General features: G+C 50.8%; 17 protein-coding genes. 8 read left to right on the top strand and 9 right to left on the bottom strand.

Going from position 1 to position 19,720, the window contains the following annotated elements; all coding sequences use genetic code 11:
• Window positions 1–3: 3 nt before the first annotated feature.
• The 7 genes from F0L74_RS12380 to F0L74_RS12350 all read right to left on the bottom strand — a co-directional run bounded on the left by F0L74_RS12380 (window position 4) and on the right by F0L74_RS12350 (window position 9,580).
• A complete protein-coding gene (locus tag F0L74_RS12380; protein WP_149838174.1) occupies window positions 4–1,110 on the bottom strand; it encodes an acyltransferase family protein in 1,107 nt (368 codons plus the stop codon).
• Window positions 1,111–1,123: 13 nt separating this feature from the next.
• Window positions 1,124–1,981 (bottom strand): PKD domain-containing protein, encoded by an 858-nt coding sequence (locus F0L74_RS12375; RefSeq protein ID WP_149838173.1) that lies wholly within the window; start codon window positions 1,979–1,981, stop codon window positions 1,124–1,126.
• Window positions 1,982–1,999: 18 nt separating this feature from the next.
• On the bottom strand, window positions 2,000–3,514 hold the full coding sequence (locus F0L74_RS12370) for a RagB/SusD family nutrient uptake outer membrane protein (protein WP_149838172.1): 1,515 nt from the start codon (window positions 3,512–3,514) through the stop codon (window positions 2,000–2,002).
• 16 nt (window positions 3,515–3,530) lie between these two features.
• Window positions 3,531–6,797 (bottom strand): SusC/RagA family TonB-linked outer membrane protein, encoded by a 3,267-nt coding sequence (locus tag F0L74_RS12365; RefSeq protein WP_188315980.1) that lies wholly within the window; start codon window positions 6,795–6,797, stop codon window positions 3,531–3,533.
• Window positions 6,798–7,032: 235 nt separating this feature from the next.
• On the bottom strand, window positions 7,033–8,193 hold the full coding sequence (locus F0L74_RS12360) for a FecR family protein (protein WP_149838171.1): 1,161 nt from the start codon (window positions 8,191–8,193) through the stop codon (window positions 7,033–7,035).
• A gap of 68 nt (window positions 8,194–8,261) precedes the next feature.
• Window positions 8,262–8,855, bottom strand: a complete 594-nt coding sequence (locus tag F0L74_RS12355) for an RNA polymerase sigma factor (protein WP_149838170.1) — start codon at window positions 8,853–8,855, stop codon at window positions 8,262–8,264.
• Between the two features lie 83 nt (window positions 8,856–8,938).
• The gene (locus F0L74_RS12350) at window positions 8,939–9,580 is read right to left on the bottom strand and encodes an RNA polymerase sigma factor (RefSeq protein WP_188315979.1); all 642 of its coding nucleotides are present in this window, start codon (window positions 9,578–9,580) and stop codon (window positions 8,939–8,941) included.
• A 110-nt stretch (window positions 9,581–9,690) separates the two neighbouring features.
• Here F0L74_RS12350 and F0L74_RS12345 point away from each other — a divergent pair, with 110 nt between their 5' ends.
• On the top strand, window positions 9,691–10,071 hold the full coding sequence (locus F0L74_RS12345) for a hypothetical protein (protein WP_149838168.1): 381 nt from the start codon (window positions 9,691–9,693) through the stop codon (window positions 10,069–10,071).
• On the opposite strand, the gene F0L74_RS12340 is transcribed toward F0L74_RS12345, so the two are convergent.
• The gene (locus tag F0L74_RS12340; RefSeq protein WP_149838167.1) at window positions 10,034–10,819 is read right to left on the bottom strand and encodes an AraC family transcriptional regulator; all 786 of its coding nucleotides are present in this window, start codon (window positions 10,817–10,819) and stop codon (window positions 10,034–10,036) included. The genes F0L74_RS12345 and F0L74_RS12340 overlap by 38 nt on opposite strands.
• 103 nt (window positions 10,820–10,922) lie before the next feature.
• Here F0L74_RS12340 and F0L74_RS12335 point away from each other — a divergent pair, with 103 nt between their 5' ends.
• The 4 genes from F0L74_RS12335 to F0L74_RS12320 all read left to right on the top strand — a co-directional run bounded on the left by F0L74_RS12335 (window position 10,923) and on the right by F0L74_RS12320 (window position 15,171).
• Window positions 10,923–12,239, top strand: a complete 1,317-nt coding sequence (locus F0L74_RS12335; protein ID WP_149838166.1) for a TolC family protein — start codon at window positions 10,923–10,925, stop codon at window positions 12,237–12,239.
• 5 nt (window positions 12,240–12,244) lie between these two features.
• Window positions 12,245–13,309: an HlyD family secretion protein gene (locus tag F0L74_RS12330; protein ID WP_149838165.1), complete on the top strand. Its 1,065-nt coding sequence runs from the start codon at window positions 12,245–12,247 to the stop codon at window positions 13,307–13,309.
• The gene (locus tag F0L74_RS12325; protein ID WP_149838164.1) at window positions 13,302–14,891 is read left to right on the top strand and encodes an MFS transporter; all 1,590 of its coding nucleotides are present in this window, start codon (window positions 13,302–13,304) and stop codon (window positions 14,889–14,891) included. The genes F0L74_RS12330 and F0L74_RS12325 overlap by 8 nt, the downstream gene beginning before the upstream one ends.
• A gap of 118 nt (window positions 14,892–15,009) precedes the next feature.
• Entirely contained in the window at window positions 15,010–15,171 is a 162-nt protein-coding gene (locus F0L74_RS12320) for a phosphatidate cytidylyltransferase (RefSeq protein ID WP_149838163.1), read from the top strand.
• Window positions 15,172–15,174: 3 nt separating this feature from the next.
• On the opposite strand, the gene F0L74_RS12315 is transcribed toward F0L74_RS12320, so the two are convergent.
• Complete coding sequence (locus F0L74_RS12315; RefSeq protein ID WP_149838162.1) at window positions 15,175–15,597, bottom strand: response regulator; 423 nt, start codon at window positions 15,595–15,597, stop codon at window positions 15,175–15,177.
• Window positions 15,598–15,920: 323 nt separating this feature from the next.
• Here F0L74_RS12315 and F0L74_RS12310 point away from each other — a divergent pair, with 323 nt between their 5' ends.
• The 3 genes from F0L74_RS12310 (at window position 15,921) to F0L74_RS12300 (ending at window position 19,714) form a co-directional block, all read left to right on the top strand.
• Complete coding sequence (locus F0L74_RS12310) at window positions 15,921–16,577, top strand: dienelactone hydrolase family protein (RefSeq protein ID WP_149838161.1); 657 nt, start codon at window positions 15,921–15,923, stop codon at window positions 16,575–16,577.
• A gap of 257 nt (window positions 16,578–16,834) precedes the next feature.
• Window positions 16,835–19,162, top strand: coding sequence for a S9 family peptidase (locus F0L74_RS12305; RefSeq protein WP_246197689.1), 2,328 nt, complete (start codon window positions 16,835–16,837; stop codon window positions 19,160–19,162).
• 300 nt (window positions 19,163–19,462) lie between these two features.
• The gene (locus F0L74_RS12300; RefSeq protein WP_149838159.1) at window positions 19,463–19,714 is read left to right on the top strand and encodes a hypothetical protein; all 252 of its coding nucleotides are present in this window, start codon (window positions 19,463–19,465) and stop codon (window positions 19,712–19,714) included.
• Window positions 19,715–19,720: the final 6 nt, after the last annotated feature.

The following is a 19,720-nucleotide window of genomic DNA, read 5'->3' as shown; positions in this document are numbered from 1 at the left end:
TGTTTATAATTTGAAGAATATTTTTCTCTGATACAACCAATAACAAATATACCATTCCAGCGCCCATACGGCCAGGGCGGATAATACCGCCTGTATGGCCGCCGGTATATGCAGCCAGCCGGTAAAGCCATTTACAAAAATGGCCACGGCGCCATTGAGCCATTGCCCGCCTACCGTTTCAAACAGCAGGTAGATAAAGATAGCATTCATACCTACTACTACCGCTATCCAGGTATATTTTGGATGGTCCCTTACATCTATCCACCAGTACAGCCCCGCCAGTATTAATGTTACCCAGCCCAGGGAGGCGAATACAAAGCCCCCGGTACTGATCCTTTTGATAATAGGTGAAATACCGCTGAGGTCCAGCCCAAAGCCAATGACCAGGGCAATCACACCCGCTATCAGCAATGTTTTTACTTTATAGGTATTCGTCCAGGGGCCCATCAGCAGCTTACCGGCGCTTACGCCCAGTATGGTATGCGCGGCGGTGGGTATACAGTTAATGGTTACCCAGCCATCCCGGTTGATCTTGCCCATGAGCAGGGTATCCATATAAGCGCCAAAATTATGGCCTTCCGTAAAGGGCTGGTCAAAACCGGGCATCAGTACTGTCCTATATAATACGTCATTCAGGACCACCATACCCACGGCTACCCCTATTTGTATTTTAAAAGGGCTGCGGATCAGGAAGTAGGCCACCAGGGTGGTAAAGGATAATTGGGTGAGTACATTCCACAGTTCCCATACCAGCCGTCCCGCATATATGCAGTGCAGGCCGGTGCCCAGCAGGAACAGTTTAAGGCTGCGCAGGGCAATATGGCGGAATGTGTCCCGTTCCGGGATGCCTTTGGCGCGCCTGCGCTCAACGGCTATATACATGGCCGTACCAGCCATGAACATAAACGCGGGTTGTACCAGGTCCCAGAAATGCAGGCCATGCCAGGGATGGTGGAAGAACTGGGTCAGTAGGCCCTTGAACAGGCTGCCTGCCTCCAGGTCGTGCAGCGATTCATACACCCGGCAGCTTTCGCCGGCCAGCAGTATCATGATAACGCCACGCATCACATCCAGCGACAGGAGCCTGCCGTTTGCTTTCAGTTGGGTCATATAACGTGAATGGTTATTCGAAGGTTACCTCAATGGCGGCCCCGGTCTTAGCCGGTATCTGGCCAAGAAGGGCGGCCCAGCCTGTTTTCAGCGCCTGGATGCCCATCTTAAACGCCGTGGTGGCAGCCAGCCCTTTCAGCTTGCTGCGGGAAATGCGCATCTCAAATTTGAATACGCCGGCATCCTGCGCCTTATAACCAAGGCTATAAAATTCCGTAACCCCGGTAGGATCAAAGGAAAACGCATTCTGCGCCCCAGAGTGGTTAAAAGCATCCAGCCAGTTACCGAATATAGTGCCTTCCATCAGTACATCAGCGCCCATACCGGGGAAATCTCCTGACAGGAACCCGGTGGTGGCGTCATTATCCGTATCCAGGTAAAAGTCATAGATATCGCCATTGGCTTCTTTGCTATTCACCTCAAAATACAGATATATATAGGAAGCGTCATAATCAATTTTGAGCTGTTTAAAATAAGTTTCGCCGGGAGCGGGCTGTACCACATTATCCGTTACGGCGTCCCAATCCGCAAAACTGTTGTCATTCAGCTTTACCGGCGATGTTTTGGCTATATGGATCACCGTGGAGCCTTCTGCTACCTGGCCGCTTGCGTTGGTGGCATATAGTGTAGGCACATACTTGCCCTTGCCGGGATAGGTATGCACCGGACTGGTTTCTGTAGAGGTTTCCCCATCGCCAAAATCCCATTTGTAGGATACGGCGCCTTCCGTTTCATTGGTGAAGGTAACCGTGCGGTCCACTATATCTACCTTATACACGATATCCGCAGAGGGCGCTGTATCATCTTTTTTACAGCCGGCTGCTATTATCACCAGCAGCAGGTTCAGGTATATATATTTATTGAGTTGCATGATAATACGGATTAATGATTAAGGATTTTGCTGGCACAGTTTGTTGGTCTGCACTTCATCGATCGGTATGTAATAGATGATACGGGCCGCATCGGGCTTAATGATCATGTTCTGGTAATTGGCGGGCGCCACTGCCAGGTTAATGTCTGATTCTTTAAGCCCCGGCAAATGATAACCCCAGTAGGTGCGGTTCATATTGCGCTTGTTGCGGTATACATCAAAATTGCGGTGGCCTTCAAAGGCCAGCTCAATACGCCTTTCCTTCAGCACGATATCCAGCGCGGTTTTGCCGGCGGGCAGCACATGGTTGTATAAAGCATTCTGCAGTCCTCGATTTTTACGGATCATGTCCACATTATCCAGCGCTTCATTGGCATTGCCTTTTTTAGCGGCGGCTTCCGCCTTGTTCAGGTACATCTCTGCCAGCCGGAACAGGATGGGGGAGCTTAGGGTAGGGCTGCCTCCCTGGCCGGAGAATTTCTTGATATAATAGATCTCTATTCCGTTCTTCTTTTGCAGGGCGCCGTTGGCGTCTTTTAAAGGCTCTATATAAGACCAGCGCACATCTTCCGGATGCACTGCCATGGTATCCCGCAGGGATTGGGAAGCATATTCCTCGCCCCAGCCGGAGTTGCCGTCAGAGTATAGCATGGAGGCAATGGAGCCTGCTTTGCCATAATCGTCCGCCGGGGTAAAGGCGGCACAGAAAATAGTCTCCTTACCGGCCATGGCATTGGCAAACAGCTGCGGGAAAGTAGCGGCTGTTTCCAGGCTAAAGCGGTTGGAGGCGATCACTTTATCAGCATAGTAAGTAGTGCTGTCATTATTCTCCTGGTACAGGAACACGCGGGATAACAGCGCATAGGCGGCTTCTTTAGAGCCAAACTGTACGCCGCGCGGCTGGTTCATCAGCGCTGCGCCGGCTTCCGCATCTGCTATTACGGAGGCATATACCTCGCTCACGGTAGCGCGGGCCTTTAAAGCAGGATCGCTGGTAGCCGTACGCAGGATAATACCGGCGCCGTTAGGGTCCTGCGTAATGGGCCTGGCAAATAAACGCGCCAGGTTAAAATGACAGAAAGCCCGCAGGAAATAACATTCGCCTACCAGCTGTCTTACCTGGTCTGATGGGTTGGCAATGTTCGCCGCGGATTCTATCACCGTATTGGCGTCGTTGATGATCTTGTAAGAGATATACCAGAAATAACGGCTATTGGTCTGTGTGGCGGTATGGTCCAGCGAAAAGCTGTAATACAGCGGGTCCGTGGTGCTTTGTCCGCACACGATATCGTCAGAGGCAAAATCGCTGAGCTGGAAGTACTGGCGCAGGTACATATTGTTACCGTCTACCGTGCCGTTAAAGGATACATGGTCCTTGAATAAGGCATAAGCGCCGTTCAGGGCCTGTTGCAGGCCTTGTGTGGAGCCGGTGAGATCGCCGGTATTGAGCGCGTCGCTGGGGTTAATGTCTTTCAGACAACCCGTCATCAGCAGCACGGCACATAGTATGGTGAGTATGGATCTTGTACGCATGATAATAGTTTTTTTCCTAGAACCGGACATTAATGTTTAACAGGTACTGGCGGTTGTTGGGATACTTGAAGTCAGACAGGCCCGGCATCACATACGCATCGCTGGTGATGGTGGTGTTAGGGTCCTGGCCCAGGAACTTCGTGAATGTATATACGTTATCTGCGGTGAGCGAAATGGTCACATCATCCAGCTTCAGAGAGCTTACCCACAGCTTTGGCAGGGAGTAGGAGAGCGCTATGTTACGAATGGCCAGGAAACTGCCGTCCTTCAGGTAACGGGTAGAGGTTTCCGTGGCGTTGGCCGCATTCTGCGGACTGGGCTCTGTGGCATTATCGCCCGGTTTGGTCCAGGTGCTGTAATCCTTGGGCAGTACGATCTGGTTATAGTAAGGCTCTATACCGTCGTTCATCACAAAGCGCAGCGCATTGCTGAATACCTTGTTGCCGGACAGGAAATAAGCGTTCACACTCAGCGCCAGGTTTTTGTACTTCCATTGGGAATTGATGCCGCCCTGGAATTTTGGCAGGGCAGATCCTACTTCCTGGTAGGTGGCGCTGGCGTAGTTAGAAGTAGCCTCGCGGGAGATCTCTTTGCCGCTGGCATCCCGGTTGATCACTTCCCATTGCGGGGCGCCTGTTTGCGCATTTACGCCCAGCCATTTGGGCATATAGAACTCATACAGGTTGCCGCCATCGCGGTAGATCTGGGAAATGCTCCAGGTAGGCTGCGTGCGGATAATATCGCTGGGCAGTTTTTGCAGCTTATTGGAATTGAAGTTGATGTTAAAATCAGTGCTCCACTCAAAATTGCGTGTTTTGATGTTTACGCTGTTAATGCCTATTTCAATGCCTTTGTTGATGATCTCACCGGCATTTTCCCAACGCTGCTCAAAGCCGATGGACAGCGGCTGGGATACCTGCAGCAGCAGGTTCTTAGTGGTGTTGTTATACACATCCACCGTCAGGTTTACGCGTTTAAACAGGCCCAGGTCCACACCGGCATTCAGCTGGTGTTTGCTTTCCCAGGTAAGGTCAGGGCTGGGCAGTTGTAAAGGCGTAGCGGCGGTACCGCCATTGTATTGGCTGTTAAGGCCGTATAATCCAAGGTAACGGGAAGAGCCAATATCCTGCGTACCGGTTACGCCATAGCTGGCGCGCAGCTTCAGGTTATCTACAATACTGTTCTGCTGCAGGAATGGTTCATTGCTTACCAGCCAGGCGGCAGAGATAGCCGGGAAAGAGCCGTAGCGGTTAGCGGCGGGGAAATTGGTTGAGCCATCCACGCGGTAAGAGCCGGTAAGGAAATACCTTTCCTTATACCCGTAACTTACCTGTGATATCAAGGATTGCAGGATGGTCTGATCATTAAACCCGTTCACCAGCTGCGTATTGGATACTACGTTCAGCACCTTCAGCCCTTCCGGTAACCCTTTACCGGATGCGCCTACCACCTCCGTTTTATTGTTCTCTATGGCAATACCGGCCAGGCCGCTGATGGAGTGATCGCCCATACGGAAATTGAATTTCAGCAGATCGTTGGAGATCACGCCATAACTCAGGGTGCCCAGCTCATTCAGGAAACCTTGTCCGTTATACAGTCCGGCCACCAGGGGAGAATAATAATCCGTAGCCTTGTTATAACTCACCGCGCCGCGGTTGTTGCTGGAAAAGGAGAGCCAGTCTGTGATCTGTACATTCAGGTTCAGGTCATAATTGGCGTTAAAGCTTTTATAAGGATGGTTGGAGTTCTGAATAGTATGGATAGGGTTCACCTTATCCCTGGACCACCATTTGAACGGGCTGTTGCCATCCACATACACCGGCTGCCCATTGGCGTCATAAGGATTATCCCAGGGCAGGTTCAGGTAGGCGTAATACACATCTTCATAGTTAAAACTCTTACCGGTAGAGGCGCTCAGGTTAATATTATTGGTAACGCTTACTGCCTTTGAAAAATGATGCGTGGAGTTACCGCGCACATTAATACGCTGGAAATTGGTATTGAGGAAAGTACCTTTCTCATTGTAATAGGAGATACTGCTATAGTATTCGTTCTTCTCATTACTACCGCTGGCGGCGATGTATACATTCTGCACAGGCGCGCTGCGGAACATAGCGTTGAGCCAGTTATAGTCCTGGTTACGCAGGTCGCGCGGGCGCTCTTCGTAAAATTTTAACAGGTCTATCTTATAGGAGTTATCCGCAGCGCCGGGAATGTAATCACGGTAGAACTGTTTATGCTGCTCATATAATTGCGGGCCATCCATCATGGTCATCTTGCCAAAATCCGGTTGACGGAAACCCGTGGTCACCTTGGCTTCGAAACGCGTTTTACCGCTGCGGCCTTTTTTAGTGGTCACGATGATCACGCCGGCATTGGCTTGTGAGCCATACATGGCGGTAGCGCCGGCATCTTTCAGTACGGTGATGTTATCAACGTCATTAGGGTCAAAATTACCGCCAATGATGCCATCCACCACATACAGCGGGCTTTGGGAGGCGTTTACAGATGATACGCCCCTGAGCCGGATCTCTGCGGAGCTGCCAGGTACGCCGGAGCTGTTGATCACCTGCAGGCCGGCTACCTTGCCTTGCAGCATGGAGCCCACATCGTTGGTGGTCACATCCTTCAGCTTTTCTGAAGATACCACGCTAACGGCGCTGGTAAGCTCGCTTTTCTTTTTATCGCTGTAGCCTACCACCACTACTTCGTTAAAGTTTTTGGTGTCTTCCGTTAAGGTCACCTGCAGCGTGCCGCTGGCAGGCACGGGCATTTCGCTGGTCACAAAACCAATATTGCTGATGGTGAGCGTGCCGCCGGGCGGTACGCCGCTCAGCCGGAACTGGCCATGCTCATTGGTTTGCGTGCCTTTGCCGCTGCCTTTCACCATAATGGTAGCGCCGGGCAATGGCGAGCCGCCGCCGGTAACGGTACCGCTAACGGTAATGGTGGTATCTGCCAGGTTGGGCGGCGCTTTATCCGGCGGGGTACGTTTGATCACAAAACTGTTGCCCTCCAGCGTATAGGTAAGCTGCTGCTGTTTAAGGCATAGCTCCAGTACTTCCTGCACGGATACATCCTTTACATTAATAGATACGGGACGGGCGCCGGACAGCACTTTTTCTGAGTACACGATGGATACGCCCGTTTGTGTGATCACGGCGGCAAACACCTTTTGCAGCGGCGTGTTCTTCACAGACAGCGTGACCCGTTGCGAGTACACCGCGGCGGTAACGTGGAGGCAGGTGGCCAGGAGCAGGAATGCGGTTCCTTTGATCTGCATAATGAGCTTTCTTTTTAAGTCCCGGTCTAAGACACGGGAAATTTTGGTTGATAGCCCGCGGCAATAGCGGGCTAAAGCATTACAATTGAATTGCATACTTTTGTGGTGTTTGGTAAATGATTGATCTTTCAGCGATTATTCAATGCCAGATGTTCAACCGGTTTCCGATGGCAGTCGGGGCCGGTTTTTTTCTGATCCTGGTTGTTGTATTTTGGTTGTGTATATCTTCTTGTACTCAGGGCAGCACGATCACTTTTCTGCCCGCTATCCTGAAATGATTGAACCCGTTGGCCTCCAGCAGCTTTAACACATCTGCCAGCGGCAGGCTGCGGGAAATACCGCCGCCATATAATTCCGTGCTGGGCGTAGTATCATACGCTATCTCTACATCATACCAGCGGGCCACCTCACGTAGTATAGCCGTCAGCGTCATATTGTTGAACACAAACAGGCCGCTTTTCCAGGCGGTGATCTTATCTACATCTGCCTCCTGCACGCTCAGCGCATGGCTTTGCTGGTTAAATACGGCCTGCTGTCCGGGTTGCAGGCGTTGCAGGTTATTGCCGCTTTTTACCTGTACCGCGCCGGAGACCAGGGTGGTATTAATGGTGGCTTCATCGCCATAGGCCATAATATCAAAGCCAGTGCCCAGTACCTGTACTTCCACAGTATTCACTTTGACTTTAAACGGCTGTGCGGCGTTCTGTGCTACATCAAAATACCCCTGTCCCTGCAGCTCCACTTCCCTTTCCGCGCCTTTAAAGGCGGTGGGATAACGGAGGGAGGAGGCGGAATTCAGCCATACCTTGGTGCCATCCGGCAGGGTAAGCCTGAACTGGCCGCCCCGGGGCGTGCTTAAAGTATGGTACTGGATATGATCCGCCGTGGCGGCTGCGCCATATACCAGCTGCCCGTTCTGCTGGGTGATCTGGTTGCCGTTACCGCCACTGATCACCTGCTGGCCACTGCTGTCCAGGGTGATGGTAGCGCCGTTGGACAGTGTAAGCACCGCTTTATTGCTGCCAGGCGAAATAACTGCAACCGGTTGCTGTATGGCCGGCAGGTCCTGGGGCGATGTACGGTTGGGCCGTTGCCATAGGAAAGCCAGTGTGGCCACGGCCAGTAATAATGCGGCTGCTGCGGCATAACGGAAGGGGAACACCCGTTTAACAGGCGTAGTGGGAATAATGTTGTGGTATACGCTGTTCAGGTCTACATCCGGCACTGTTGCGCCAGGCTGCTGCTCCTGCCAGGCTGTTTCCATAAACTCGTGGAGGGTGCTGTCTTCCGGCTGACTGGCTATATAAGCGAATAACTCTTCCAGCTCTTCACGGGAGCAGGTCTTGCTGGCATAGCGTTGCAATAGATACGTGATGCGGGAACCGTTTTTCGGCATAGTGGAACTCCTTATATAGATAAAGACGGATGGGCGGAAAAGAAGGACCGTGAAAATCTAAAATATTTTTAGCGGAGCATGGTAGCAGCCAGCAGGTAAAGGATCAGCAGCAACAGGGAGTGCTGGGAAAGGTAGGTACGGAGGTATTTAAGGATCTCTACCAGCAGGTTTTTTACCCGGCTTTTGGACAGGCAAAGCTGCCGGCTGATCTCCTCATGGCTAAGGCCTTGCTGCCGGCTTAGCCGGAAAACGGTCTGTTGCTGGGGGGATAACTGCGCCAGCGCCTGGCGGATAAGGGTATTGCTTTCCCGGGCTTCCAGCTGCAGCTCCAGCTCGTTGGAGCTTTCGGAGATATTGGCCCATACCTGGTCCAGCAGTCTTTGCTGCAGGGATACTTTACGCAGGTGGTCTACCGTCTTGTTACGGGCAATGGTAAAGATATAATTGCCCACATGCAGCACCTCCGGCAGCTGTTCCCGCCCCGTCCACAGGCGCAGGAAGGTTTCCTGGAGAATATCCTCCGCATCAATGGAGGAATGTGTCATATGATACGCAAAGGCCAGCACCTGCCTGCTAAACCGGGCATACAGTTCCCTGAAAGCGGGCTCGTTCCCTTCTTTCAGCTTTTTAAGCAGGTCATGGTCGGTGATCATTACAGGCATGCCCCCCAATTTTAGGGAATTTCCGGGGCTAAAAAAAGGGGCGGGGAGAAATTTATAGAAAGGGGCGGCAAAGAGGCGCTTACCTATACAATTCCCAGGTGTTGCATTACATGTTGCACCACCTTATCACAGCGGCTAAGATGGAAGCTGAACACATGATCCTTCATATAACTGTTCAGGTTTTCCCTTAACATGGTCTTGGCCCGGTTGAGCCGCACCTTCACATTCGTTTCCTCTATATTTAAGGCGGCGGAGGTTTCCCTTACGGACATATCCTCCATTTCCCGTAACACAAAAACAAGCCGGTATTTTTCCGGCAGCCGGGTAATGGCCTGCTCCAGAACGGCGCTCAACTCCTTATTAGCTAAAACATGTGCCGGTGTCTGCATATTCACAAAATTATCAGATGGTTCAACATTACTGTTAACAGGGCGGGTTTTGCGTTGCTGTTGATGGCATTGGTTGATCATGATCCTGGTAAGCCAGGTGGCCAGTGAGGAACGGCCCTCAAACTGGGCCAGGTGCTCATAGGCGCTGATATAAGCAGTTTGCATGGCGTCCTCCGCCTCCGTATCGTTGCCAAGGATAGACATGCCTACCCGGTACAGCCGCTGATTGTACCGGCGGATGATCACTTCGAAAAGCTTTTTTTCGCCTCCCAGGATCCTGGCAAGCAGCTGCTCATCAGAGTAGTCGCTGGTGATGATGTCCGGTTGTATGGTCATATACGTCTTTAGATGCAGGCAGCGGCAAAAGGTTACAATCATCCGGCAAAAAAAACTTTGTAACCTTTTTCACCCTGTTTCCTCTAATGGGTAGACTAAAAATACTGATTATGGCAACCTTAAAACAGCTTCAAAAGACGCTGCAGCTTACTTATGGATTAGTACCCATAGTGGCCGGCTTAGACAAATTTACGAACCTCCTCACTAACTGGGCAGATTACCTGAATAAAGGGTTGATCCCCATCGATCCGTCCGTTTTTATGAAAGTGGTAGGCGTAATTGAGATCATAGCCGGGGTACTGGTGCTGCTACGCCCTAAACCGGGTGGATACCTGGTAATGGCCTGGCTCATCTGTATCGCATTGCAGCTGCTGGCAGGCGGGCATTACCTGGACGTGGCCGTGCGTGACCTGGTAATGGCAATAGGCGGCTATACACTGGCCCAGCTAAGCACTAACCCTTCCGGAAATCCGAAGGGCGTGAGTGCGTAAACTCCCGGAAAGTATCACTGAAAGAACCAATGGTATTATAACCGACCGAGAAAGCGATATCGCCTATCGGCCGGTTTGTTTTTAAGATCATCTCTATTGCCTTCACCATCCGCAGGGTTTTAAGATACTGCAGGAACGAGATCTTTAAATTGGCCTGGAATAACCGGGACATAGACCGCTCACTCATATTGAACCGGCGGCTTACACTTTCAAGGCTTAGTTTTTCCCCTATATTCTGCTCCAGGTATTTGATGATGGACTGCATCTGCTCATCGTCCGTAATAGGCAGCACAATGGGCAGCGCCTTGTTATTCAGCTCCGGCAGCAGGTTCTTTAATGCCACCAGGAACTCAAAATTATCGTCTTTGCTGGTCACATGACGGCCATCCCACCGCTCAGAATAATTGATCATCTGTATCAGCAACTCGCTGGCGGGGTAGATACCCAGCTGACTGTAAAAAGGATGCCGGTCATCATCATGATCATAAAAATAAAGGGAGCGTAACACCGTGGCAGAATGGCCAACGCGTAACACATGCGTCATGCCGGCCGGGATCCAGAAATAATGCCGGGCGGGCACCACATAGGTATGGTAATCGATGGTGATATAAGCAATACCGCCCTCTGTATAACTCAGCTGCCCCTTGGTATGCGTATGCAGGGGGATCAGCTTTTCAGACTTCTCATGCATCACAAATACCGCGTTCTTCTGTTTGTTGATATCCGGTAATGAAGCGATTAATCCCATGCCCCAAAGTTAATTTTTAATTTGGCCGGAATGATGAACATATTGACTATTTAGGCGAAAAAGGACAAGCCCTGCTGCTATAATTTTGCTGCCCGATAACATTATGGAACAGCGAAACATTGTCTTTTTTTGGGTCTTGCTGATGACAGTGAGCATCAGGACCTACAGTCAACAGGATACTTTATCCCTATCCCTGCCGGAAGCCTGGCAAAAAGCAGCCGCCCACAGCCGGTTTATTGAGATCAAAAAACTATCAACCGGTATTGCCGGCGAAGAGATCAGGGATGCCCAAACAGAACGTTACCCGGAATTGGGCGTAATGGCCAGTATGGAGAAAGCCACCAATATCCCCATCTATGAGCACGGCCTGTTCTCCCATCCCACCCAGCATGAAGTGATCCATACCCTGTATAAAGTAGGGGCAGACCTTTACCTGGATATCTATAACGGTAATAAGCTCAACCTGAAAATTGCGGAGGATAAGACCCTGCACCAGATTGCGCAGATCAGGGAGGATGAGGCGGTATCAGAGATCCGCTACAAAACAGCCGCCCTGTACCTGGAGCTGCAACAGTCCTTTATTTTCCGCATGCTTATCATAAAGGATATAGCAGACCAGGAAAAACAGCTCACAGAGATCAAAGCCTTCTACAAACACGGCACCGTGCTAAAAAGCGATGTGCTGCGCGTAGAGCTGGACCTCTCCAAACGCAAGCTTACACTGGTACAGATAGAGAACGATATCCTCATCGCCACGCAAAAGCTCAATATCATTATGGGCGAACCGGATGAACGGGTGATAAAACCCCTGGACCTGCAGGCAGACCAGGACGCCGGTATTCCTTATGAACAATGGCTCACAGATGCGCTCCGGCACTCCTTCCCTTATCATGTATCAGAACAGGAAACGGCTTTAAGCGAAATACACGTGCGCCAGATAAAAGCCAATACACGCCCAAGGGCCGGTATCTATGGGGATTTTTATTATGCCAATCCGCAGATCTTCCTGTACCCATACAATCCTTACTGGTACTCGCTGGGCATAGGCGGGGTAAAGGTCTCGTATCCCATCTCCGCCCTGTACCATAACACGCACAAGCTGAGGGCCGCCCGGCTGGAGCTGGAAAGGGAAGAGACCGCGCATAAGGATATGGAAGATAAAGTACGCCAACAGGTCAGAGAGGCATACCTGCGTTACAAAGAAGCCTTGATCCAGATAAGCGTAGCAGAAGTGAATGTGACCCAGGCAGAAGAGAATGCGCGTATCATGCGGAATACCTATTTCAATCATACATCCCTGATCACCGATCTGCTGGACGCAGATATACAGGTGCTGCAGACCCGCTTTGAGCTGGCTGCCGCCAGGATCAAAGCACAGCACAAATATTATCTGCTTCAAAACATTACAGGCATCCTTTAATTATCATGAAAAAGAAATACACAGTTACAGACCGGATCATCACCCAGATCACCGGCTGGATAGCGGGTCTTGTCATCATAGCACTGACCATCTGGGGCGTACGTACCTTATGGGCCTACTATATCTATGAGGAAACCAATGACGCCCAGGTACAGGAATATGTAAACCCGGTAATTGCCAGGGCCGGCGGGTTTATCGTAGCCGTAAAATTTGAAGAGAATCAGCTGGTGAAAAGAGGCGACACATTGCTGTTGATCGATAACCGGGAATACACCCTGCAGCAGGCCCAAACGGAGGCCGCTATCCAAAAATCCATGGCGCAGCTGCAGGTACTGGAAAGCAATACGCATACGCTGGAGAAAACCGCCGGCGCTGCAAAAGCCCAGATAGCGGCCAGTAAGGCCAAAGTGTGGAAACAACAGCTGGAATATGACCGTTACCAGCAGCTGTTCAACGAGGAATCCGCCACACGGCAGCAGCTGGAGAATGTACAATCTACCCTGGACGTAGACAACAGCGAATACCAGTCCGCGCAGGATAATTACGGTGCGGCCGTTTCCCGGATAGAGGATATACAGGCAGAGAAAACAGTAGTGATGGCAGACCTGTCCCGGCTAAGATCCCTGCTGGACCGGCACAAACTGGATGTAAGCTATACCGTGGTAACCGCCGCCTACGATGGCCGTATGGGAAGGCGGACCGTAGAGCCGGGCCAGATGATCAATGCGGGGGAAGTGCTGGCCTTTATCGTAAATAATGAAACAGACAAATGGGTAGTGGCCAATTTTAAAGAAACGCAGGTGGCGCATATGCGTGTAGGTGATGCCGTAAAGATCATTGCAGACGCCTATCCCAACCAGGATTTTAAAGGCACCGTTATCTCCCTCTCGCCGGCTACCGGTTCCAGCTTTTCCCTGCTGCCGCCCGATAACTCTACCGGTAACTATGTAAAGATCGTACAGCGTATACCCGTCCGCATCCGTGTAGATGGCGTCCGTAAAGATATTGATGTGCTAAAGGTTGGGATGAACGTGAACGTGTACATCCCTAAAAAGCAGCAGCATGACTAACGGTATTCCCATCTTCCGCCAATGGGCGCCGGACTGGCTGGTGAAAGTGATATTGTTTGTGCTGATCCTGCCCAGTATCGTGCTCTTTTTCCTGCCCCTGGCAAACATCAACGCGGCGGCGGGTTATTATGGCGGCGAGCCGGCAGATATACAATTTGGCGTGGCATTGTTCTATGCGGGCTACGCCGGGTTTGCCGGCCTGGAGCGCCGTTTTTTCAGCTACCTGGCGGCAAAGGAATATTTTATCCTCTTTACTTTCCTGCAGATGATCGCCTGCCTGGTATGTTATTATACCCATGAGCTGTATATCTTTTTTCCGGTACGGTTTATACAGGGCATGTTGTTTTCCTGCGTGGTGAACCTGTCGCTGGCATTAATGTTTACCCGGTTGCGCAGTGAACGCGCCAGGGAAGTGGGCTTTTCCGTGTTTTTCTGTATCCTGTTATGTACAGTGCCGTTTAACAACCTGGTGACGGCAGACCTGATTGACGCTTATGACTTCAATACCGTGTATAAAGCGGCGGTGTTCTCTTACCTGCCCTGTCTGTGCCTGTTGCTGCTGTCTATGAACAATGTGCGCCTTAACGTGCGGTTCCCGTTGTACCAGCTGGACTGGCAGAGCTTTACCCTTTATGGTACCCTGCTTTGTCTTATTGGTTATATATGTATATATGGCCAGGAATATTACTGGCTGGAAGATCTCCGGATCCGGTACAGCGCACTGGCCGTTGGGGGATTAGCCATATTGTATACGCTTCGTCAGCGCAGCCTGAAACGGCCTTACCTGCAGTTGGGCGTATTCCGTTTCCGTAATTGCAAGATAGGGCTGCTGGTGCTTTTTGTGATGTACATCTGCCGCTTTGCGTCCGGTATCACCAACAGTTTTTTTGCTACCGTGTTACGCTTTGATCCCATGCATATATCCTACATCAACGTGCTGAATATGGCAGGGCTGATAACAGGCGCAATCATATCCTGCTGTATGATCCTGTTACAAAAACGGATCCGTTATATCTGGCTGCCCGGCTTTTTATTGTTGCTGGTCTTTCATGTGCATATGTTCTTTTTGTTTGATGTGCAGGCAGATCCGGATAAATATTTCATCCCACTTTTTGTACAGGGCTTAGGAGTAGGGATGATCATGACGCCTACGATCGTATACACGATTTCATCCGTGCCGGTGGTGATGGGGCCTTCTGCTTCCGCTATGTTGCTACTGATGCGTTACCTGGGCTTTTGTGTAAGCATTGCCATCATCAACTACGCAGAGCTGTTTTCAAGAAGCCGGCATTACAACGCTTTCCAGGATCATCTTACCAAAATAGATTCCCCGGTGTTACATACAATGAGCGCACAGGCAAGCGCACTGCAAACAAGGGGTATGCTGCCCGGCAAGGCTGCCAGGGCCTCCGGTAAATTGCTGGTAAACGCCATTAACGGCCAGGGGCAGCTTCGTTTTGCCATGGATTATTATCAATGGATGGCCGTAGTGCTGGTGGGCACGCTGCTGCTGATCGCACTGTTTCCTTACCTGAACAGGACCGTGGTGTATTTAAGATCCAGGCGGTTATCTCCTGAGTAATAAGTTCCGGATTGTAGAAGAATTTACCCAATAAACGATAGTAATAGCGCGCTGATACATGTTCCTTAAACCGGCATAGAATATGCAAACCATGTTTATATCACCAAATCAATGATCTATGAAACAGGTTACTTATGGCATGATGGTTTTAATGGCAATGATGTTTAGCAGCTGCGAAGTAATAGGCGGTATCTTTAAGGCCGGCGTATGGACAGGCATACTGATAGTGGCCGTCGTGATAGGCTTTATCATCTTCCTGGTGACGAGAGGACGGAAATAATTATTATATGGTGTTGGGGTGCCTGCAAACGGTCCAGTAGTCAATGATCAGTTTAAGATCATTTTTCATGGTATCATATGTGCTGTGCTTCTGGAAAAAGCCTTGTACCGTCATCTCTGTATAGGCTTTATTTACAGCCTGCTGGTTCACCGCGGTGGAATAGAAGATAAAGGGAATGCTTTTCTTCCGCAGGTGCTCATCCGTATCTATTTGCTTTTTGAATTCAATGCCGCTTTGCCGTGGCATATTCACATCGCTGAAGATGATAAAGGGCTGCTCTGTGGTAACCTTCAGGTATTGCCAGGCATCATCACAGTTGCTGAACCAGATGAGCTGGTTGCGTACGTTCAGATCCCTTATAATATCTTCCATAATAGCTTTATCATCAGCGTCGTCTTCTATAATAATGATAGGACCGGACTTCATCTTATTACAGGTTTAGAGTGAAGATTAAGCTGTTGGGCAAAAATTAATTACATATTTTGTGCCACGATGGCCAGGCGGTATTACCGCTGCTGCTAAATAAGCGCGCCGGCATTGGATTTTTCCCCATCTCCGAACATTTTTACCAGTTTAAAGGTTATAGATATATAAGAATCATTTACATTGTTTTAAAGGGACCTGCATACTGTTTATAGACACGGCCACGTGCCGGTACGCCTGATAACCGGCCGCCTGCTGATGAGAATTATATTTCCGTATGATCACCGTCATTTACCCGAAAGGGCAACACTTCATAGCTTTGTTATATGAAACGCTTTTTTCATGATACCGTAAGGATACCTGTCGGGAGGGCTTCCCTCGAGGCAGAGTTAACGCTGCCTCAGGGTAGCAATGCTATCGTCATTTTTGCACACGCCAGCAGCCGCAGCCGGTTTTGCAAACGTTATAAGAAAGTAGCCTATCAACTGCAGCAGGAGGGGTATAGCACCCTGCTCCTGGATCTGCTTACCCACGAGGAGGATATTGCCTACTATTATACGCGCGTAGACATTAAGCTGCTGACAGACCGCATGATGGCCGTAACAGAATGGCTGGAAAGCAATCCCCGCACCGCGCAGCTGAGCATGGGCTATTTTGGCGCCGGCACAGGCGCGGCCGCCGCTTTAAAAGCCGCCTCACAACGGCCGCAGGTACAGGCCATCGTATGCCGCGGCGGCAGCCCGGACCTGGTAACGGATGTGTTGCCGGAGATAGAAGCGCCTACGCTGCTGATAGCCGGGAGTATGGACCATCACGTGCTAAAACACAACCGCTCCGCCTTTGAGCACCTGCAATGCCCCAAACAATTGCTGGAGATAGCCGGCGCCGGGCAGATGTTCGTAGAAGGACAGGCCATGGATGTGGTCATGGAAGCTACCACAGACTGGTTTCACCAGTACCTGGCTGTAGCTCCAACCGTATAGCCCACCTGGACCGTATAGCCGTAACCCGCGCCGCTGACCTTACCTGGCGGCGCCCCGTATAGTGCAGTCATCCTGCACCCCTGAGCCCTGTTTATTAAGGCCGTTTGTTAGCCCGTAAGCCTCTCCATGCCCGCTTACCACTCGTACAATATCCCCATGCGGATGTGATAATTTCCTGTATATTCCGCGCTCAATCAACCATCTTTAACAGTTTTTTTGCATTGATAATGATTAGACTCTCACTGACTTCAGCATTTTTGGCTGCTACGATGGCCACCTATGCCCAACAACACCAGGCATTAACGGTAAAAGACTATGAACAGGCGGAGCGCATGCTGAGTTATAACACCGAGCCACTGGTGGATCATAACGGCGTTGTGCCTAACTGGCTGCCGGACGGGCGTTTCTGGTACCGTGTATTAACTGCCCAGGGCAGCGAGTTCATACTGGTGAATCCCGCCAAGGGAACCCGCGCTGCTGCTTTTGACCAGCAGAAGCTGGCCACGGCGCTATCTGCCGCTACCGGCCAGCAGTATACCGCCGCTATGCTGCCCTTCCAGTCCTTTAGTTTTGCTGCGGATGGTAAGTCCATCATCTTCCATACTGATGGCAAACAATGGAAATGCGATCTTCAAAGTTATGCCTGCAGCCAGGATAACGGCACGGCTGTAATGGCCAGTAACGCCGTACGGCCAGGCGGCAGGAGAGGGCCTGTACCCACCGGTAACGCCGTAGTATCCCCGGATGGTAAACGCGCTGCTTTTATTAAGGCAGATAACCTGTGGGTGCGCGATCTAAGCTCCGGTAAAGAAACACAGCTCACTACAGACGGTATTAAGGACTTTGGCTATGCCACAGACAATGCCGGCTGGAGCAGCAGCGACCGTCCGGTACTGCGCTGGTCGCACGACTCCCGTAAGATCGCCACGTTTAAACAGGATCAGCGTAATGTAGGCGAAATGTACCTGGTGACCACCAACGTAGGTACCCCTACTTTAAAGGCCTGGAAATACCCCTTACCGGGCGACTCCGTAATTGCTATGATCCACCGCGTGATCATTGACGTGGACAACGCTAAAGTGATCAATATACAGGCAGCGCCGGACCCGCACCGCGCCTCCCTGAGCGATGATATATCCAGCAGCGGCACCTTCGATGATGTAGACTGGAGCGATGATAATACCCAGCTGGCCTTCCTCTCCACCTCCCGCGACCATAAGCAGGAAAAGCTGCGGATTGCGGACGCCGGCACCGGCGCTGTACGCGAGGTACTGGAAGAGACCGTGGCTACCCAGTTTGAGTCCGGCCAGGGCGCTATTAACTGGCGTTACCTCAAAGCCTCCAACGAAATTATCTGGTACTCCGAACGCGATAACTGGGGCCACCTCTATTTATTTGACGCTACCACCGGTAAACTGAAGAACCAGATCACCCAGGGCGACTGGGTAGTAACGAAGGTGATCAAGGTAGATGAAAAGAACCGCCAGCTGTATTTTATGGCCAATGGTCGTGAGCCGGGCAATCCCTATTTCACGCATTTCTATAAAACCGGGTTTGATGGCAAGGGTCTTACCCTGTTAACGCCGGAAGCAGGTATTCACCAGGTATCCCTGGCCCCTGCCAGCGATTACTTTATTGATACGTATTCTCAGCCGGATGTAGCGCCGGTGACAGTACTGCGCAACATGAGCGGCAAACTGGCCGTTAACCTTGAAAAAGCGGACCTGTCCCGCCTGACCGCTACCGGCTGGAAAGCGCCCAAACCTTTTTCCGTAAAAGCGCATGACGGCAAAACAGAGATCTATGGTATGTTATTCACACCCACGCAACTGGATCCGCAAAAGAAATACCCGGTGATCGACTATATCTACCCCGGCCCGCAGGGCGGCAGTATAGCCGGTAACTGGTACTTTAGCCCTTCCCGCGGCGATCACCAGGCGCTGGCGGAGCTAGGCTTTATCGTAGTAATACTGGAAGGCACCAGCAACCCGCTGCGCTCCAAAAGCTTCCATGATATGAGCTATGGTAATATGGCAGAAAACACCCTGCCGGACCAGATAGGCGGCATCCGCCAGCTGGCCGCACAGTATGAGTATATGGATACTACCCGTATTGGTATCTGGGGCCACTCCGGCGGCGGTTTTGCCACGGCGGCGGCGATGTTCCGCTACCCGGACTTCTTTAAAGTAGGGATCTCTGAATCTGGTAACCATGAAAACCGCAATTATGAGGATGACTGGGGCGAGCGTTATAACGGGCTGGTAGCCAACTCCGATTATGCCGCCCAGGCCAACCAGAACTACGCAAAGAACCTCAAAGGTAAGCTGATGCTGGCCCACGGGATGATGGATAACAATGTGCCGCCTTACAATACCCTGCTGGTAGTGGAAGCGCTGGAAAAAGCCAATAAGGACTATGACCTGGTGATATTCCCCAACAGCCCGCACGGTTACGGCGCTTTTGGCCCGTATATGATGCGCCGCCGCTGGGATTATTTTGTGCGCAACCTATTATCTGCGGAGCCGCCCAAAGAATATGAGCTGAAGGCCAAGGCAGACCCGCGTAATATGCCTGGCAGGGAGTAGAGAAAATACGTTAAATTTAGAGTACCGCAAGGGCCGGTCTGAAAGTGCTGTCACTTTCAAACCGGCCCTTTCTAATGTTATTTTACCCCATTTTGCTAAAGCTTTACCTTGCCTTTTCCTTCGCTTTAGGTTCGTTAAAGGTTGGAATAGCCATTATTGGTAATATAGTATCAGTTGGTGAACCTGTTTTAGGTGATGATAGTATCATTTGGGTGGAATAAGCTAATAGGCAAAGCCCCGGGCTGCCGGATGATCGCTCTGCCGTAAAAAGGGCGTATCTTAGTCTTACAAACCCCAATCATGAAAAAGATCTCCACCGGCCTGCTGGCAGCTATGCTTGCTTTTTCCATAAGCGCCTATGCGCAAAACGTAGAAAAGCCACAAAAGGAACAAAAGGAAAGAAAGTATAAGAAGGCCCCCAAAAAAAGTAAGCCCCCCACAGAATTGCCCATGACCAAACCGGATGTAGACCGGACCATGAAAGAGGAGGAGAAAACAAAGGCAGATTCCACACATAAAAAAGCGGAGCATAAGCCACATAAAAAGGATTAAAATAAT

The organism is Chitinophaga agrisoli, from assembly GCF_008386695.1.
In the GTDB taxonomy this organism is placed as follows: Bacteria; Bacteroidota; Bacteroidia; order Chitinophagales; family Chitinophagaceae; genus Chitinophaga; species Chitinophaga agrisoli.
The sequence above is the reverse complement of the archived record's forward strand: the minus strand, read 5'-3'. Positions and strand labels throughout refer to the sequence as shown.

Coding starts and splice junctions, on each gene's coding strand:
- F0L74_RS12345 (WP_149838168.1), top strand. CDS start 9,691: ATGGCAACCTTAAAACAGCTTCAAAAGACGCTGCAGCTTACTTATGGA.
- F0L74_RS12355 (WP_149838170.1), bottom strand. CDS start 8,855: ATGCCTGTAATGATCACCGACCATGACCTGCTTAAAAAGCTGAAAGAA.
- F0L74_RS12365 (WP_188315980.1), bottom strand. CDS start 6,797: ATGCAGATCAAAGGAACCGCATTCCTGCTCCTGGCCACCTGCCTCCAC.
- F0L74_RS12325 (WP_149838164.1), top strand. CDS start 13,302: ATGACTAACGGTATTCCCATCTTCCGCCAATGGGCGCCGGACTGGCTG.
- F0L74_RS12320 (WP_149838163.1), top strand. CDS start 15,010: ATGAAACAGGTTACTTATGGCATGATGGTTTTAATGGCAATGATGTTT.
- F0L74_RS12315 (WP_149838162.1), bottom strand. CDS start 15,597: ATGAAGTCCGGTCCTATCATTATTATAGAAGACGACGCTGATGATAAA.
- F0L74_RS12340 (WP_149838167.1), bottom strand. CDS start 10,819: ATGGGATTAATCGCTTCATTACCGGATATCAACAAACAGAAGAACGCG.
- F0L74_RS12310 (WP_149838161.1), top strand. CDS start 15,921: ATGAAACGCTTTTTTCATGATACCGTAAGGATACCTGTCGGGAGGGCT.
- F0L74_RS12350 (WP_188315979.1), bottom strand. CDS start 9,580: ATGACCATACAACCGGACATCATCACCAGCGACTACTCTGATGAGCAG.
- F0L74_RS12330 (WP_149838165.1), top strand. CDS start 12,245: ATGAAAAAGAAATACACAGTTACAGACCGGATCATCACCCAGATCACC.
- F0L74_RS12370 (WP_149838172.1), bottom strand. CDS start 3,514: ATGCGTACAAGATCCATACTCACCATACTATGTGCCGTGCTGCTGATG.
- F0L74_RS12360 (WP_149838171.1), bottom strand. CDS start 8,193: ATGCCGAAAAACGGTTCCCGCATCACGTATCTATTGCAACGCTATGCC.
- F0L74_RS12380 (WP_149838174.1), bottom strand. CDS start 1,110: ATGACCCAACTGAAAGCAAACGGCAGGCTCCTGTCGCTGGATGTGATG.
- F0L74_RS12300 (WP_149838159.1), top strand. CDS start 19,463: ATGAAAAAGATCTCCACCGGCCTGCTGGCAGCTATGCTTGCTTTTTCC.
- F0L74_RS12335 (WP_149838166.1), top strand. CDS start 10,923: ATGGAACAGCGAAACATTGTCTTTTTTTGGGTCTTGCTGATGACAGTG.
- F0L74_RS12375 (WP_149838173.1), bottom strand. CDS start 1,981: ATGCAACTCAATAAATATATATACCTGAACCTGCTGCTGGTGATAATA.